This window comes from Nitratidesulfovibrio sp. (assembly GCF_040373385.1).
In the GTDB taxonomy this organism is placed as follows: domain Bacteria; phylum Desulfobacterota; class Desulfovibrionia; order Desulfovibrionales; family Desulfovibrionaceae; genus Cupidesulfovibrio.
In genome coordinates this window covers 180,059-196,008 of sequence record NZ_JBDXXH010000009.1, presented here as the reverse complement: position 1 = coordinate 196,008, position 15,950 = coordinate 180,059, and the positions used below count along the sequence as shown (strand labels likewise).

At 68.1% G+C, this 15,950-nt stretch carries 12 protein-coding genes; 6 read left to right on the top strand and 6 right to left on the bottom strand.

All coding sequences use genetic code 11. The features are described 5' to 3' along the window. Window positions 1-538: thiamine pyrophosphate-binding protein (locus ABWO17_RS14710; RefSeq protein WP_353119820.1), on the bottom strand; the 538-nt coding region annotated here is incomplete at its 3' end. Between the two features lie 393 nt (window positions 539-931). On the opposite strand from ABWO17_RS14710, the gene ABWO17_RS14705 reads away from it, so the two are divergent. Further along, window positions 932-1,375, top strand: a complete 444-nt coding sequence (locus tag ABWO17_RS14705) for a DUF4911 domain-containing protein (RefSeq protein ID WP_353119818.1) — start codon at window positions 932-934, stop codon at window positions 1,373-1,375. Between the two features lie 159 nt (window positions 1,376-1,534). Here ABWO17_RS14705 and ABWO17_RS14700 read toward each other — a convergent pair whose 3' ends face one another. From ABWO17_RS14700 to ABWO17_RS14685, 4 genes are all read right to left on the bottom strand, one after another. Continuing rightward, window positions 1,535-3,076, bottom strand: a complete 1,542-nt coding sequence (locus tag ABWO17_RS14700) for a deoxyribodipyrimidine photo-lyase (RefSeq protein ID WP_353119816.1) — start codon at window positions 3,074-3,076, stop codon at window positions 1,535-1,537. An 85-nt stretch (window positions 3,077-3,161) separates the two neighbouring features. Further along, window positions 3,162-3,971 carry a response regulator gene (locus ABWO17_RS14695; RefSeq protein WP_353119814.1) on the bottom strand — a complete coding sequence of 270 codons (810 nt, stop codon included), beginning with the start codon at window positions 3,969-3,971 and terminating at the stop codon, window positions 3,162-3,164. 297 nt (window positions 3,972-4,268) lie between these two features. Continuing rightward, window positions 4,269-5,243: a DNA polymerase III delta subunit-related protein gene (locus ABWO17_RS14690; RefSeq protein WP_353119812.1), complete on the bottom strand. Its 975-nt coding sequence runs from the start codon at window positions 5,241-5,243 to the stop codon at window positions 4,269-4,271. 171 nt (window positions 5,244-5,414) lie between these two features. Beyond that, window positions 5,415-6,701 (bottom strand): adenylosuccinate synthase, encoded by a 1,287-nt coding sequence (locus tag ABWO17_RS14685; RefSeq protein WP_353119810.1) that lies wholly within the window; start codon window positions 6,699-6,701, stop codon window positions 5,415-5,417. Window positions 6,702-7,085: 384 nt separating this feature from the next. Here ABWO17_RS14685 and ABWO17_RS14680 point away from each other — a divergent pair, with 384 nt between their 5' ends. Continuing rightward, window positions 7,086-8,780 (top strand): transglycosylase SLT domain-containing protein, encoded by a 1,695-nt coding sequence (locus tag ABWO17_RS14680; RefSeq protein WP_353119808.1) that lies wholly within the window; start codon window positions 7,086-7,088, stop codon window positions 8,778-8,780. On the opposite strand, the gene ABWO17_RS14675 is transcribed toward ABWO17_RS14680, so the two are convergent. Then, window positions 8,700-9,065 (bottom strand): hypothetical protein, encoded by a 366-nt coding sequence (locus ABWO17_RS14675; protein WP_353119806.1) that lies wholly within the window; start codon window positions 9,063-9,065, stop codon window positions 8,700-8,702. The two genes, ABWO17_RS14680 and ABWO17_RS14675, sit on opposite strands and share 81 nt — an antisense overlap. 363 nt (window positions 9,066-9,428) lie before the next feature. Between ABWO17_RS14675 and ABWO17_RS14670 the strand changes: the two genes are divergently transcribed. The 4 genes from ABWO17_RS14670 (at window position 9,429) to thrC (ending at window position 15,930) form a co-directional block, all read left to right on the top strand. After that, window positions 9,429-10,721 carry an IMP cyclohydrolase gene (locus tag ABWO17_RS14670; protein WP_353119804.1) on the top strand — a complete coding sequence of 431 codons (1,293 nt, stop codon included), beginning with the start codon at window positions 9,429-9,431 and terminating at the stop codon, window positions 10,719-10,721. A 603-nt stretch (window positions 10,722-11,324) separates the two neighbouring features. Beyond that, window positions 11,325-13,529, top strand: coding sequence for a ribonuclease catalytic domain-containing protein (locus ABWO17_RS14665; RefSeq protein WP_353119802.1), 2,205 nt, complete (start codon window positions 11,325-11,327; stop codon window positions 13,527-13,529). A gap of 113 nt (window positions 13,530-13,642) precedes the next feature. Beyond that, window positions 13,643-14,362: a glycerol-3-phosphate 1-O-acyltransferase PlsY gene (plsY, locus tag ABWO17_RS14660; RefSeq protein ID WP_353119800.1), complete on the top strand. Its 720-nt coding sequence runs from the start codon at window positions 13,643-13,645 to the stop codon at window positions 14,360-14,362. Window positions 14,363-14,451: 89 nt separating this feature from the next. Continuing rightward, window positions 14,452-15,930: a threonine synthase gene (gene thrC, locus ABWO17_RS14655; RefSeq protein WP_353119798.1), complete on the top strand. Its 1,479-nt coding sequence runs from the start codon at window positions 14,452-14,454 to the stop codon at window positions 15,928-15,930. Window positions 15,931-15,950 lie beyond the last annotated feature (20 nt).

The window sequence follows — 15,950 nt, the reverse complement described above, 5'->3', positions numbered from 1 at the left end:
CGCGGTACTGCGACGGGGCCAGGATGTCCTCGTCCAGTTCGCCGTAGAAGAAGTCGCGCGGGATATCCACCAGCACCGGGCCGCGTTCGGCATAGGCGATGCGGAAGGCGGTGCGCAGGATGTCGGCGGCGCGCTTGGGGTGCGGCACGCGTAGCGAGGCCTTGGTGATGGGCTTAAACAGATTCCAGGTGTCACACTCCTGAAAGCCGTCCCAGCCCACCGAGATGCTGCCCGCGCTGGGGGACAGGACGACCATGGGCGTGTGCGCCATGTTGGCCGTGGCCACCGCCGTGACATAGTTGGTGATGCCAGGGCCGTTCTGGCCAATGACCACGCCGGCCCTTCCGGTCATGCGGGTGAATGCGTCTTCCATATGCCCGGCGGTCTGTTCGTGACGCACCGAAATGAAATCGATGCCCGCCGCCGGAAACAGGTCCAGCAGGTCCATGAAGGCCGACCCGAGGATACCGCTAACATGCGTAACGCCTTCCTGCACAAGAACTTCAGCCATTGCTTCACTGGGGGTCATCTTGGGCATGATATGCTCCTTGAAAATAGGGAATGCGCGCTGGCGGATGTCCGGCCGGTAGACACCCGTCCCCCCGTCATACGGATGGAGCCAGTGCGTTACCTATTTCTTGCAAAACATGGTCCCGCGGCGATGCCACACAATAACCTATTGAATATTAACAGTTATCTTCATGATTTTTCCTGTTTCCCATGGCATACGGACATGAAGCGTCCAGACATCCAGACAGTTCTCGCACAGTCGTCCGACCGCTCCGACAGTCCACCCTCGCAACGCCCCTGTGTCCCCTCCATTCACCTTGACACGGCGGCCACGTCGGGGCACCTCCCCCCGTACCGGCCCATGCTCCTCATGCCCCGCATGTCTTGCATGACCGCCACCACCGCCCCCGCAGGAGACCCCGTGGCCCGAAAACGCCCCCGCAAGCCTTCCCCGCCGCTGCCGCCGCCGCGTGCTTCCGCGCGACTGTACGCACGCATCGCGCCCCGGCACATCGCCATGTTCCGCTTTCTGCTGGAGGCACAGGACAACCTGGGCTACATGACCGTGCTTGACCGTGGGGTCGGCGGAGGCACGGACGGCGTCCCGAGCGGCCCGGCCGGTCCGGACGGTCCGGTTGCCGCACCTCATGACGGGGCCACTGAACGTGGTGCCGAGGTTACGGAAACCACGGTGACCGCCCCCGCCCGCAATACCTCCGGCACGGGCGCCGACGCGGTGCTCAAGATCGTGTTCTCGCCCCATCAGGAACGGGAGATGCGCGCCTTTCTGGACGGCATGCGCGCCACCATTCCCTTCACGGTTTTCGAATCGCCGCTGCGCACGCCGGCCCCGCCAGCCGGGTAGAACCTGCGGAACAGGGCAGGCGCACGGCGGTCATCCGCCGCATGAAAAACGACCGGGGCGCACCCTATGGTGCGCCCCGGTCGTTTCAGCCTGCCATCCCCGATCGCCGGGGGCATCCGGCAACACTGGCCGCGAAAAACCCCTTTCCCCTCCCTCTTCTCAGAACAGCGTGCCCTGCTCCCCTGCCCCGCCGCGCAGCGCCTGCATGCGCCGGATGTACGCGCCCACGTCGAACTTGGAGCGCGCCCCGTTGTAGGTCATGGAGCGAATGGTGCCCTGCACGGGCCGCTCGCCCCACGGACGATCATGTACCCCTCCCATGGACCAGGCGATGCCGGTGTAGCCGTTGCTATCGCGGCCATCCAGAAAATAGCGGTCGTTCAGGGCCACGGCGGCGCGCACGGCATCTTCGGGCGTGGGCGACCACAGCAGTATCTGCTTGGCCCAGTACATGCGCAGGTAGCCGTGCATGCGCCCGGTGACCACCATTTCGGTCTGGGCCGCGTTCCACAGCGGGTCCGCCGTGCGCGCGGCGACCAGTTGGGCCTCGTCGTACAGGGCCGGGCGCGGGTCGCTGCGGTGCTTGTCCAGGGTGTTCCGCGCCCAGTCGGGAAAGCAGGTGGTGGCGTCGTAGTCCTGCGCGTGCAGGCAGAAATTGTCGGCCAGTTCGCGCCGCACGATCAGTTCTTCCAGAAACGAGGCCCGGCAGTCGTCCGGCGCGGCCACACCATCCGGGCTGGCCTGGGCCACCAGCGCGGCCCGCTGGGCGGACAGCATGCCGAAGTGCAGGTACGGCGACAGACCGGACACGCCGCCCGCGTTGGGGTCATTGCGCAAATGGTAGCGATGCAGGCGGGTGCGGACAAAGTCGTCCAGTGCGGCGCGGGCTGCGTCCTCTCCGGACGCGATGTCCGGAATGCCCGGCAGCGGCCCCACCTCGGCCACGGTGCGGTCCACCGAAAGGCCGTCGCGCAGGGACGCCCAGTCCACGTCGGGGACAGGCAGCGACCATGGGGGCACCGGCCCGGAAGACACGGATGGCAGCGGGGGGATGGACGTCAGGAATTCCGGCAGCAGACGGTGGATTTTCGGGCGCAGGGTGCGGGCCGCGTATTCGCGTTTGGGCGAGGCTACCCGGCAGGGCACCACGTTGCGGCCATCCACCTCGTGCAGGGGGCAGAATCCGGCCAGCCCCCGCGCGGCAGAGGCCAGCCAGGCCCGCTTCATCCGCAGCACGTCGAAGTCCGTGACCACCAGCGCGGCATGCACCGAGCGGGCATAGCCCACCACTTCTTCCGGCGGGTTGCCGCGCAGCACCACCAGGGGGATGCCCGCAGCCGCCAGATGGCGCGCGGTTTCCTGCATCCCGCGCAGCAGAAAACCGAACTGGCGGATGGTGGCGCCCAGAAAGCCGTTTGCCAGGCACCACACCACGGCCAGCGGCGCGCCCAGCCGAGCGGCCTCCGCGTGGGCGTGCAGCAGCGCCCAGTTGTCGCGGGCGCGGTGCTCGCGGTGCATCCAGTACAGCACCGGGGCACGGCCCGGATGTCCGGCGCGGCCCGCGCGTGCGCCAGGGCCTGCGGAAACGGCGGGAGCAACGTGGTCTGCGGGATGCGCAGGCCCACCATGCATGGCCACCACGCGGCGAGGGTCCATGACCGATGAAAGGCCCGACGGCGGGTACGCGTCCTGCGGCGCCATGACATCCTCCCTGCCCCAATGGACTGCCGACCGATGCGCCCCGCGCCCGTATTCACACGCAGACCGGGCAGACGGGGCCAACGCCTCAGCGCGTTTCCAGCGTCTCCATGCACGACTTGAGGTCGCAGATCATGTCCAACACGTCCATGTTGTGGTTGACGCGCCAGTAGAACTCCTCGACCTCGAAGGGTTTGGTGAGAAAGTCGTTGGAGCCGTTCTTGAGGAATTGGGCGGTGAGCGGGCCGGACCCCACCGAAGACACCCCGATGATGGCCACGCGATCCATCTTGTGGCGACCGCGCAACTCGCGCACCAGTTCTATGCCATCCATGTTGGGCATCTGGTAGTCGGTAATCACCAGGCGGGTATGCGGGTTCTGCTCGAACACGGCCAGCGCTTCCACGCCATCCCCGGCCTCCAGCACACGAAAACGCTGCACTTCCAGCAATTTTTTGATCTGGGCGCGCTGGGTGCGCGAATCGTCCACCACCAGCGCGGTGATGAACTGGTTCTTGAACACCCGCTCCAGGCTGGCCACCATGGGGTCCATGTCCTGGATGGAGCCCTTGAAGAAGTAGTCCACCACGCGCCGCTCGATGAACCGCCGGCGGATATCGTCGTTGAAGGTGGCGGTCAGCACGATGGACGGCACCTTCCAGGCCAGGCACAGGTCCACGGCCTCGCCGTCGGGGGCATCGGGCAGGTTCAGGTCGATGACGGCAATGAAAATCTGCTGGCCATTGTCGCGCAGCAGGGTCTCTGCTTCCTGCATGCTGTGGGCAATGAGCGTGTCGAACTGGGTAAGCGCCTGAATCTGCTTGCGGATGATCTTGGACTGTACGTTGCTGTCCTCGATGATCAGCACCGTATGCGGCGCTTCTGCGGTCATGTTCATGCGGCCTCCCCGGCGCGTCATATGTCGGTGTGTCGACCGGATGCTACACGCTCGGCAGGGGCTGCGCAATGCCGCACGACCCGACGCGCACGGAAATCAGAGAATAAAGACATTATGTTACAGATTGTTGCCCGCATTTCCCGTGGGGGTTTTCCCTGCCGGACAGGGCAGGTACAGACCGAGGGAGGCCGAGCGCTCGCGCTCGACGGGCTACATGCCGAGGGGCAGGCAGAAAACTCCGGATGCGGAGAATGGAAGGCGATGGAGGCCGCGCGGAAGGCAGCCCCGGCGGTGCCCCTACCGGACGCCCAGGAACATCCGGGTGGCCAGCCAGTCCATGACCAGGGCCGGGTTCACCGGGCTGGGATTCAGGGACAGGGCCTCCTGCGCGGCGGCCAGGGCCTCGTCGCAGCGGCGCAGCCGGGCCAGGTCCATGCGCTCTGCCAGAAGGCGGCCCAGAGGGTCGGCGGCACGCCCGGCCAGCACGTCGGCCAGGGCACGCTGGCAGTGCAGCACCACGGCGGCGGCAAGCGGGGCATCCAGATCACCCTTGCGGGATGTCCGTTCCATCCAGCCGCCACCGGTCTGGATGAATTCCACCAGCGCATCCAGCCAGTCGCGCACCGCAGGGGGCGGCGGGGTGGCATCAGTGGGCCAGGCCAGCGTGAGCACGAAACTGCGCGACACCAGAGTGGGCAGCAGCCGCTCGCGCTGGGGGGCCAGCAGCACGAAACAGGTGGTGGGGCGGGGTTCCTCCAGCGATTTCAGCAGGCCGTTGGCCGCCTCCACGCGGGTGTGGGCGTCCACCAGCACCACCACGCGCCTGCGGCCCTCGCGCGGGGGTTCGCCCAAAAGGCCGCGCAGCGCGCGCACGTTCTCTATGGAAAAGGAACCTTCCTCGGCGCTGGGCTTGTTGCCGTCCAGCACGATGAGGTCGCGATGGCCGCCCCCGGCCATGCGCGTGCACGACGGGCAGGACAGGCAGGGACGCCCGCCGGGTGAGGCATCGTCCGGCGCCTCGCAGTTCAGCAGCGCCGCCCAGTACAGGGCCAGGGCCATGCGCTCCGGTGCGGTGCCCCCTTCGGCCAGCACCACCTGCGGCGGCGATGCGGCCAGCGCGTGCAGGTGGCCCACGGTGCGTTGATGCCGGGGGGCCAGCAGCGGGGCCACGGCCTCGCGCGGGTCTTGCGGCGCGGGCGGGGCGTCCGTTGCGGTGGCAGCGGCGCGGCCGCGCTTGGGGGCACCACTGGAGGGGGACGTGTTGTTGGCCATGGTACTTCCGATACTGGGGTGATGCGTGTTCCGAACTGCCGGGCCATGCTACCCGAAGGCGCAGGGGGCCGTCCATGCCCGTTGTCGCCCCGGCCACGCGCGGGTGCGCATCCGCCACGCAAAAGGGGCGGCCCGCGCCGCCCCTTCCGAGTGGATATTCCGAACCGGGGGCTACCAGCCCCGGCTGATGGTCTGGTCGCGTTCCGGCCCCACGGACACCAGGCTCACGCGCACGCCGGTCAGTTCCTCGATGCGGGCGATGTAGGCGCGGGTGGGCGCGGGCAGGCTTTCCCAGGTGGTGCAGCCGGTGATGTCGTCATCCCAGCCGGGCATGGTCTCGTACACCGGGGTGACGTGGGCCATGCCGTTCTGCTCCTGCGGGGCCACGGTGATGGTGCCGCCCTGGTATTCGTAGGCGGTGCAGATTTGCAGTTCCTTCAGGCCCGACAGCACGTCCAGCTTGGTCAGGGCGATGTCGGTGGGGCCGTTCAGGCGCACGGCCTCGCGCAGCACCACCGCGTCCAGCCAGCCGCAGCGGCGCTTGCGGCCGGTGGTGGCACCGAATTCGTGCCCCTTCTGCTGCAGGTAGTCGCCCGCCTCGTTCAACTGCTCGGTGGGGAAGGGGCCGGCGCCCACGCGGGTGGTGTACGCCTTGACGATGGCCACGATGCGCTCGAGCTTGGTGGGCGCGATGCCGCTGCCCGCCGACGCGTTGCCCGACACCGTGTTGGACGAGGTGACGAACGGGTAGGTGCCGTGGTCGATGTCCAGATGGGTGCCCTGGGCGCCCTCGAACATCACGTGCTGCCCTGCCGCCCAGGCCGCTTCGATCTCGGCGGTGACATCGGCCAGGTGGGGCACCACGCGCGGGGCCACGGCCATGACTTCATCGAACACCGCGTCCACGGTCATGGCTTCGCCGCCGTACAGGCCGGCCAGCAGGGCGTTCTTTTCCAGCAGCGCGGCCTCGATCTTGGCGCGCAAAAGTTCGGGCATGGCAAGGTCGGCGGCGCGGATGCCGATGCGCGACATCTTGTCCTCGTAACAGGGGCCGATGCCCCGGCCCGTGGTGCCGATCTTGGATTCGTTGGACTTGTGGCATTCGCGGGCCACGTCCAGCGCCTTGTGGTAGGGCATGATCACGTGGGCCTTGCGGCTGATCATCAGCCGCGCCGGAGAAACGTCCACGTCCTTGTCGCGCAGGGTTTCCACCTCGCGGCAGAACACCGCGGGGTCCAGCACCACGCCGTTGCCGATGAGACATTTCTTGCCCGGGTGCAGGATGCCCGAAGGAATGAGGTGCAGGATGTACTGCTTGTCGCCCACCAGCACGGTGTGCCCGGCGTTGTTGCCGCCCTGGAAGCGCACGATCACGTCGCACTTGCGGGTCAGCAGATCGACGATCTTGCCCTTGCCCTCATCGCCCCACTGGGCGCCCATCACGACCACGTTTGACATTTCCCACTCCTTGTGACATTGAGTGCCACCCTGCGGCTCCGGCTCTTGCCGAAGGCGCGCAGAAAAGGCATCATGTCTTATCCCGTGACTTCTTGGAAGTCAACGGAACTGCTGCCGATCCGGCATCGGCGGCAAAAAAACGTCCGCACGCGGACACGCCGGAGCCTTCGGCGGGGCCATGCCCCACCGGAAAAATGGCGCAAATGCGCCGCTCCGCGCCACGCCGCACAACCCACGGCCCGACGGCCACCCCCCGCGCACGGAAGCACGGCCCGCCACAGGCGAACGCCCCTTCCGCCCCCACCGACCACACAGGCCGCCCGCGCATCCGGCCATCCCTCTACTCCGCCTCGCTGCTCTCCACCCGTCGGCCTACCGTACCGCATGCACGATCACATATTCACCACCAGGGAACGCTTTGCGCTGTTCGGCCTTGCCATTGCCCAGGCGTTCCTGCTGCTGCTCATCCTGCTGCCCGCGCCGCGCGACTCCGACGTGCTGCGCGTGGCCGCCCCTGCCCGCGAACGGGTGCTGACACGCCTTTCGCCCTACGGCCCCGGCTTCGAACAGGAACTGCTGTCCGCCTTCTGCACCCGCTACGGCTACGAGCTGCGCTGGGTAAAGGCAGACAACCGTGACGAGGCCCTGCGCCTGGTGGCCGACGGCTACGCCGACGTGGCCGTGGGCTTCGGCTCCGCGCCCGATGGGAACGGAGACGACGACGGGGGCATCTCCGGCCCCGCCGCGTTCGACGCGTCCGGCTCGCCAGCCGACGCGGACGCCGCGCCCGGCGTCTCGCTGACCGCGCTGCTGACCCGCCTGGCCACCGGCACGGACCCCACCCCGCTCACCGATCTGATGGCGGGACCGGCCTACGACCACGCCCGCCCGGTGCTGGTCCGCTGGTCGGAACAGGACCAGCCCGCGCCCGTGAACGCCGTGCTGCGCGATACCGACGCCGCCGGTTCTCCGCGCGACGGCCAGCCCGGCGACGGGCTGCGCTCCGCCCTTTTGCTGACCACCTGGGAAACATCCGCCGATCTTCCCGCCGGTGCGGCCATGCCACCCGTGCAGGGGCTGCTGCCGCCCTCCGGCGGCCCGTCCCTCCTGTCCGGCGCCCGATCCGGCGTGCAGCCCGACGATGCTGCCGTGGACGCCGCACCCGCCGCCCCCTCCCATGCCATGGTGGACGGCGATTCGTGGCGACTGTGGCAGCCCTTCATGGCCGAACCCACGGCGGGCCGGACCATGGGCAAGGCCCTGTCCTATCACTGGTACTGGCGCGGCGACGACGCCACCCTGGCCCCTCGGCTGGCAGAATTCTGGCGCGAGCACACCGCCCCGGCGGATACCCTGCTGGACGACCTGACCGAGCGCTACTTCGGCTTTCTGCCCGAATCGCTGGGCGTATCCGACGACGGCGAATATGCCGGGTCCTCCGGATATGCGGACATTTTCGACCTGATGGACCTGATGACCGTGGTGACCGAAAAGCTGCCCAACCACGCCCCCGCCATCAGCCGCGCCGCCGTCCAGAGCAACATCGACCCGCTGCTGCTGTCCGCCGTGATCTTTCAGGAGTCGCGCTTCAATGCGTCCGCCCGCAGCAAGACCGGGGTACGCGGCATCATGCAGCTTACCCAGAACACCGCGCTGCTGCTGAAGGTCAACCGCATGAACCCCAGCCAGTCCATCCGGGGTGGGGCGCGCTACCTGCGCATGCTGTGGGACAGCCTGGACGACCTGAACCTGCAACCGTGGGACCGCTGGTTCTTCACCCTGGCCGCCTTCAACCAGGGGCCGGGGCACCTGCGCGACGCCATCCGGCTGAACCAGGACCTTGGCGGCTCGGGCCGCACCTGGCGCGAACTGAAGGACACCTTTCCCAAACTGGCGCGGCCCCGCTACCACGTCCGCACCCGGTACGGGTACTGTCGTGGCTACGAGGCCGTGGCATTCGTGGAAAGCGTGCGCTACTACTATTACATACTCAACGGGCTAGTCGCCCTCTCGCGGCCGGAAGCTGAGCACCTTGCGCCGCTTCTGGACGCCGTCCCCGTCCGCTGGCCCGCCGTCTAGGGCAGGATCGTCCTTTTCGGCTACGGGTTCGAGGTTGAAGGCCATGCGCGGGGGCACCCCCACGGGTTCGCCCTCGGGCCGGGCCGCGGCGGCCCAATGGTGGTTGAAGAGCTGGTTCTTCCAGCGCACCGCCTGGATCAGGCTGAGCACCAGCGCCGCCTCTTCCCACCGTTTGGTGGGTTCGAAGCGGTCCACCACGGTGGCGTAGCGGTCCCACAGCGACATCAGCGACGCCTCGTCGTAGGCGTTCAGTTGCTGTGCCAGCTTTTGCAGCATGCGCTCCATGGGGTCATCGCTCCTTCATGCGGGGTGGTTGGGGGCGGCCGGAACGCGAAAGCGCCCGTGCGATTGCACTGGCCGCGCCGTGCCCCGCAGGCTACGCCAATCCGGATGCCGGTTCAAATGGAAATTGCCCGCCCTTGCGGGCTGTGCTAGCATTCCCGCTGTCGCAGCCCGGAAGGCGACCGCGCCCCGCCCCGTGGCGGGGCGTTGCGCATGCCGCGCCGTTTCCGCCCCCGATAACGCCCTTTCCGCCCGGCCTCGCCGCCGGGCGCAGGCCCGCCGTACCCGGCACGCCGCACCCGGCCCCCTTGCGCGCCGGATGCCCGTTGCGTTGCCGGACCCGCGCCGCCCTTGCCGGAGCCCGTCATGACTTCGCCGAAGCCCGCCAGCCTCAAGGACATGTACCGCACCCTTCAGGACGATCCGTTTCCGGATTCCCTTACCCTGACGCTGGGCGACACCACCCTGACCTACCGCAAGCGCACCTGGACCATCGACGGTGAACGCAAGGGCCTGCGCTACGGCGAAAACCCCGACCAGCCCGCCGCCCTGTACGAACTGGCCGAAGGCGGCCTGACCCTTGGCGGCGTGGCCTTTCGCGCCGCCGGACAGGGCCTTGTCTCGGCCATCGCCGAAGAACACATGGTCCAGGCAGGCAAGCACCCCGGCAAGACCAACCTGACCGACGTGGACAACGGGGTTAATATCCTTCAGTACCTGGCCGCGCGCCCCGCCGCCGTGATCCTGAAGCACAACAACCCGTGCGGGGCCGCCTGGTCCAATGATGGCGTGGCCGACGCGCTGGACAAGGCCTACCAGTGCGACAGAATCGCCGCCTTCGGCGGGGCCGTGGTGGTCAACCGCCCGCTTTGCCGCGCCGCCGGCGAGCTCATCGCCGCCAACTACTTCGAGGTGGTGGCCGCACCCGACTTCGAACCCGGCGTGCTGGAGCTGCTGCAAACCCGCAAGAATCTGCGCATCCTGCGCATGCCCGGCCTGGCCCGCCTCGAAAACTTCGCCGATGCGCCGTTCCTGGACATCAAGAGCCTGACCGACGGCGGCATGGTCATCCAGCATTCGTTCCGCAACCGCATCCGCACCGTGGCCGACTTTCTGCCCGCCGAAGCCACCAGCAAGGACGGCGTTACCGTCACCGCCCGCGCCCCCTCCAAGCAGGAGGCCGACGACCTGCTGTTTGCCTGGGCCGTGGAGTCGGGCGTCACGTCCAACTCGGTGATCTTTGCCCGCCACGGTGCCACCGTGGCCATCGGCACCGGCGAACAGGACCGCGTGGGCTGCGTGGAACTGGCCATCCACAAGGCCTACACCAAGTACGCAGACTCGCTGGCCTTCGCCGCGCACAACTGCTCGCTGTACGACCTGAAGCAGAAGGCCGCCGCCGATCCGGCCCTGGCCGACTCGCTGGCCGCCATCGAACGCCGCACCAAGGACGAACGCGGCGGCCTGCCCGGCACCGTGCTGGTCTCCGACGGGTTCTTCCCCTTCCGCGACGGCGTGGACGTGGCCCTGGCACAGGGCGTTGCCGCCATCGCCCAGCCCGGCGGCTCCATGCGCGACCACGAAGTGATCATGGCCGTGAACGAGGCCAGCCCGCAGGTGGCCATGGTTTTCACGGGGCAGCGATCGTTCAAGCACTAGGGCGTGCCCGCAACGTGTTCTTTCGCCCGCTGGCTTCGTCAAACTGCGCCTGCCACTCCGTCGAATACGAAAAGAGTATACTCCGTCATGTCAGGCTCGTTTTCCTCGCCAGCGAACGAAATCTCCACGTTGCAAACACGCCCTCCCGTGCGCCACACCTGACGCAGGCAAAACCAAGACAACTCCTTGTCCTGCAATTGCCTTTCTTCCTTATACCCCGCAGCGGTCTTCCGCTGCGGGTGGCTGGTGCGGGGGCGATGCAAGGAATTACGAGTTTTGCCCGCCAGACAAGGCGAATCAAGGTTTTTGAGCGCAGATCGGCAGCCGTTAGGCGAGCGCAACGCGCGAGCCTTACGGATGGCGAAAGCAACGCTGTACTCTTGTACGTGAGCATCAAAAACCTTGATTCAACGCCGTCTGGCGGCAAAAGGCGACAGCCGTTAGATGAGCGCTTGCGCGAATCTTACGGATGACGACCGCAGAGCGCGGATTCCGCCCGCAGCGTACCCGCGCTGACAGGACGCACCGCGCTGAACCATCGGTGTCACACCGCAACCGTCAACGCGCCTTCAGCCTCTCACTGAAACAAACCAAGCGGGAAACATGGCGGCACCATCCGGCATCGTGCGCTACCCCGGCCCGGGGTGCATCGTTGAATTCATGCAGGGCAACCGCCCCATAACGGCCTGGGTGCTCGAAGAACAGGCAGGCAAGCTGCGCCTGCTGCTCGCCAACCGCCGCGAAACCAAGCTCACCACCAACCGCCTGCTGCCCTGGTCCGGCCCGGTCTACTCCGGCGAATACGGCCGCCAGCAGATCATCGACCTGCTGGAACTGCACCGCCAGCGCCGCGACGACCGCGAAACCGCGCTCGACCCGCTGGAGTTGTGGAGCCTTGCCCAGGGCGAGGTGGACCGCGCCTCGCTGGAATGGTTCGCGGAACTGCTGTGGGAAACGCCGGAAGTGGACGACCTGGCTGCCCTTGGCCGCGCCATGCTGGCCTGCAAGACCCACTTCAAGTTCCAGCCGCCCGACTTCGAGGTGTACACCGCCGAAAAGGTGGACACCCGCATGGCCGAGCAGGAAGCCGCCAGCCAGCGCGAAGCCCTGGTGGCCGCCGGGCACGAATTCGTGCGCGTCCTGTGGGACGTGCACTCGCGCCGCCGCACCCTGCCGCCGGAAACCTCGCCGGAACGCCCCGCCCCGGACATCGCCGAACAGTTGGCCGAGTTGGTCATGACCCGCCTGGCCGACCCGGACGACCACGACACCGAGGCGCTCTGGAAACAGGTGACCAAGGGCCTGCCCGACGACCCGCACCTGGCCCTGCACCTGGCCAAAACCTGGGGCCTCGTGCCGGAGCACCACAATTTCTGGATGGACCGCGCGGGGTACGACCCCGGCAACGCCTGGGCAGCCAACCACTGGGACGACATAGACGCCCTGTGCGGGGCCGTGGAATCGGCCCGCAGCCAGCCGCTGGCCATGCCGTTCATCTCCATAGATTCCGCCACCACCCGCGACATCGACGACGCCTTCCACATCGAGGCGCGCGGTGACGGGGGCTTTCGCCTGTGGCTGGCCCTGGCCTGCCCGGCCCTGGCCTGGCCCTACGGCAGCGAACTGGACAAGGCGGTGCTGCGCCGCGCCACCAGCATCTACCTGCCGGAAGCCACCCACCATATGCTGCCCGAAGAACTGGGCATCGGCTTCTTCAGCCTGCTGGCCCGGCAGGACAGGCCCGCGCTGGTGCTGGCCATGGACGTGGCCCCCGACGGCGAACTGCAATCCTGCGTGCCCAGCGGCGCGTGGGTGAACCTGGCCGCCAACCTCACCTACGAGGCCTGCGAGGCCTGCCTTGCCGCCGTGGCGCCACCGCAGGCCCCCCCGAACCCCGACGACGACCTGCTGGCAGCCATGCTGGCGGGCGACCCCGATGGGCCGGACCCCGCAGCCAGCGCCGCCACGCCCGCCCCCCTGCCGGACAACGCGGCTGCCCCCCACGCGGACAGGCTGGCCGTGGCCGACAGGCTGGCCCGCGCCCTGCAATCGCACCGCATCGGGCGCGGCGCGGTGATCATCGAACGCGATGACCCCAAAGTGACCCTGTCCGGCGAAGGTGCCGCCACCGTCGTGGACATCGCGGACCAGCCCGCCACGCCGCGCAGCCAGTCCATCGTGGCGGAGATGATGATCCTCGCCAACGCCGGGGTGGCCCGCTGGGCCGGGGAGAACCGCGTGGCCCTGCTGCACCGCACCCAGGACGTGGGCATTCCCCGCGAATACGCCGGGGTGTGGCGCGCCCCGCACGAGGTGGCGCGGGTGGTCAAGGCCCTGGCCTCGTCGCTGCTGGAAACCTCGGCCCGGCCCCACGCGGGCATCGGGGTGCCCGCGTACAGCCCGATAACCTCGCCGTTGCGCCGCTACCCGGACCTGATCAACGAAACCCAGGTGCTGCACGCCCTGGCCACCGGGCAGGGGCGCTGGACCCGCGACGAACTGGACGCCATGCTGCCCCTGCTGAACGCCCGGCTGGACGCTGCCGGGCAGGTGCAACGCTTTCGCCCCCGGTACTGGAAGCTGCTGCATTTTCGCCAGAAGGGCGACAAGACCTGGTGGCACGCCGTGGTCACCGAAGAAAATGATGCCTTCGTCACCGTCAGCCTGCCCCGCGAACAACTGTTCCTGCGCGGGCGGCGCTCTACCTTCGGCGACAAGGTGAACCCCGGCCAGCACTTCCGGGTGCGGGTGGGCAAGATCCACCCGCTGAACAACGAAATTCAGATACTGGACGCGGAAGAAGAGTGACGGCATTGTGGCCGGGCGCAGTGCGCGTTCCCAACGGGACGGCGTACGCTCTGTCACGATGACCGCCACAACGACATTCCACCCGCCCGTCACCCCCCGCAGGAGGCACGACCATGGGTAACCTGCTTTGGATCGCCATCGCCTACGTCATGGGCTCCATCCCCTTCGGGCTGGTGTTTGCCCGCACCTTCTGCGGGGTGGACCCGCGCACCGGCGGCAGCCGCAACGTGGGCGCCACCAACGTGGCCCGGCTGTGCGGCACCAAATGGGGCGTGGCCACCCTGCTGTGCGATGCGCTGAAGGGCGCGCTGCCCGTGGCCATCGCCCTGTCGTTCAGCGATTCCGCGCTGTTCCACAGCCTGACGGCGCTGGCCGCGCTGATAGGGCACCTGCACTCCTGCTTCCTGGGCTTCAAGGGGGGCAAGGCCGTGGCCACCACGGTGGGCGTGTTCATTCCGCTGGCCTTCGGGCAACTGGTGCTGGCGGGCATTGCCTGCCTGCTGGTCATCTGGCGTTCCGGCTTCGTCTCGCTGGGCTCGCTGACCCTGGTCACGGCCCTGCCGGTGTTCCTGCTGCTGTACGGCAAGTGGAAGCTGCTGCCGCTGGCGCTGGTGGTCATGGCCCTGGTGTACTGGAGCCACCGCGAGAACATCGGACGGCTGGCGCGCGGAGAGGAAAAGCCCTGGCAGAAGAAGCACCACGACGCGGCGCCCACCGGCGGCCCGGCTGACGACGCCACGTGCGCCGCGTCCACCGACCGGGCAGACGACCAGGCCCACTGCGGGTGCGGCTGCGCCGCGCACGGAGAACCCGGCGCCACGCCGGAAAAGTAGTTTTCACGGCGTCGCCCCGGCTCTGTCGCCGGTGCCACGGCATGGCGCCACAACTGCTGCATTGCACGATTCCAAGGAGACCGGCCCCCATGTCCTGTCCCACATCCTGTTCCGCACCCGGTCACGACTTTCCGACCGCGCGCACGCGGATGGAGTACGTCTGCCTCGGCTGCGGAGAGCGCCGCGGCATCGACGAACTGCTGTACACCTGTCCCGGTTGCGGCGGGGTGTACCTGCTGGAAGACCTCGCCTTCGACAAGCTGACGACACTGCGCACCGGCCCCCAATGGCGCGCCCTGTTCGACGCCCGCGCCGCCACCCGCACCACCGCCCTGCGCGGCATCTTCCGCTTTTACGAGCTGATGGCCCCGGTGCTGGAAGAAGAGGACATCGTGTACCTGGGCGAGGGCAACACCCCCATCGTCGAGGCGGCCCCCGCGCTGCGCGATGGAGTGGGCATTCCCTTCGCCTTCAAGAACGACGGCCAGAACCCCAGCGCCTCGTTCAAGGACCGGGGCATGGCCTGCGCGTTCAGCTACCTGAAGGCGCTGGTGCGCAAGCACGGCTGGGACGAGGTGCTGACCGTGTGCGCCTCCACCGGCGACACTTCCGCCGCCGCCGCGCTGTACGCCTCTTACGTGGGCGGGCCGGTGAAGTCGGTGGTGCTGCTGCCGCACGGCAAGGTCACCCCGCAGCAGCTTTCGCAGCCACTGGGCAGCGGGGCCACGGTGCTGGAAATTCCCGGCGTGTTCGACGACTGCATGAAGGTGGTCGAGCATCTGGCCGAAAACTACCGGGTGGCCCTGCTGAATTCCAAGAACAGCTGGCGCATCCTGGGGCAGGAATCGTACGCCTTCGAGGTGGCCCAGTGGCACGGCTGGGACATGAAGGGCCAGTGCGTGTTCGTGCCCATCGGCAACGCGGGCAACGTCACGGCCATCATGGCGGGCTTCCTGAAGCTGCTGCGCCTTGGCATCATCGACGCCCTGCCACGGGTCATCGGCGTGCAGTCGCACCATGCCGACCCGGTGTGGCGCTACTACAGCCAGCCGGACCCGGCCAAGCGCAACTACGCCCCCGTCACCGTGCAGCCCAGCGTGGCCCAGGCGGCCATGATCGGCAACCCGGTGTCCTTCCCGCGCGTGAAGGCGCTGGCGGACAAGTTCATTGCTGAAGGGGGCGAACGCGCCTTCTCCGTGGTGCAGGTGACCGAGCAGGAGATCATGGACGCCATGATCCGGGGCAACCGCCACGGGCACATCGCCTGCACCCAGGGCGGCGAATGCCTGGCCGGGCTGATCAAGGCCCGTGAACTGGGCCTGGTGTCGCCGGGCGAGCACGCCGTGCTCGACGCCACCGCCCACAGCCTGAAGTTTGCGGGCTTTCAGGACATGTACTTCACCAACAGCTTCCCGCCCGAATACGGCGTGACCCCGGACCCCAGCCTGGCCAACGCGCCCGCGCTGGTGGTCAGCCCGGAAGACAAGGCGCGCCTGTCGCCCGAGGCCTACACCCTGGCCGCCGCCGAAGCGGTGGTGGCCAAGCTGGGGCTGGCGAAGAAGGCATAACGTCGCATTCCGGGGCACGT

Coding starts and splice junctions, on each gene's coding strand:
- ABWO17_RS14680 (WP_353119808.1), top strand. CDS start 7,086: ATGCACGATCACATATTCACCACCAGGGAACGCTTTGCGCTGTTCGGC.
- ABWO17_RS14675 (WP_353119806.1), bottom strand. CDS start 9,065: ATGGAGCGCATGCTGCAAAAGCTGGCACAGCAACTGAACGCCTACGAC.
- thrC (WP_353119798.1), top strand. CDS start 14,452: ATGTCCTGTCCCACATCCTGTTCCGCACCCGGTCACGACTTTCCGACC.
- ABWO17_RS14665 (WP_353119802.1), top strand. CDS start 11,325: ATGGCGGCACCATCCGGCATCGTGCGCTACCCCGGCCCGGGGTGCATC.
- ABWO17_RS14695 (WP_353119814.1), bottom strand. CDS start 3,971: ATGAACATGACCGCAGAAGCGCCGCATACGGTGCTGATCATCGAGGAC.
- ABWO17_RS14685 (WP_353119810.1), bottom strand. CDS start 6,701: ATGTCAAACGTGGTCGTGATGGGCGCCCAGTGGGGCGATGAGGGCAAG.
- ABWO17_RS14700 (WP_353119816.1), bottom strand. CDS start 3,076: ATGGCGCCGCAGGACGCGTACCCGCCGTCGGGCCTTTCATCGGTCATG.
- ABWO17_RS14670 (WP_353119804.1), top strand. CDS start 9,429: ATGACTTCGCCGAAGCCCGCCAGCCTCAAGGACATGTACCGCACCCTT.
- ABWO17_RS14690 (WP_353119812.1), bottom strand. CDS start 5,243: ATGGCCAACAACACGTCCCCCTCCAGTGGTGCCCCCAAGCGCGGCCGC.
- plsY (WP_353119800.1), top strand. CDS start 13,643: ATGGGTAACCTGCTTTGGATCGCCATCGCCTACGTCATGGGCTCCATC.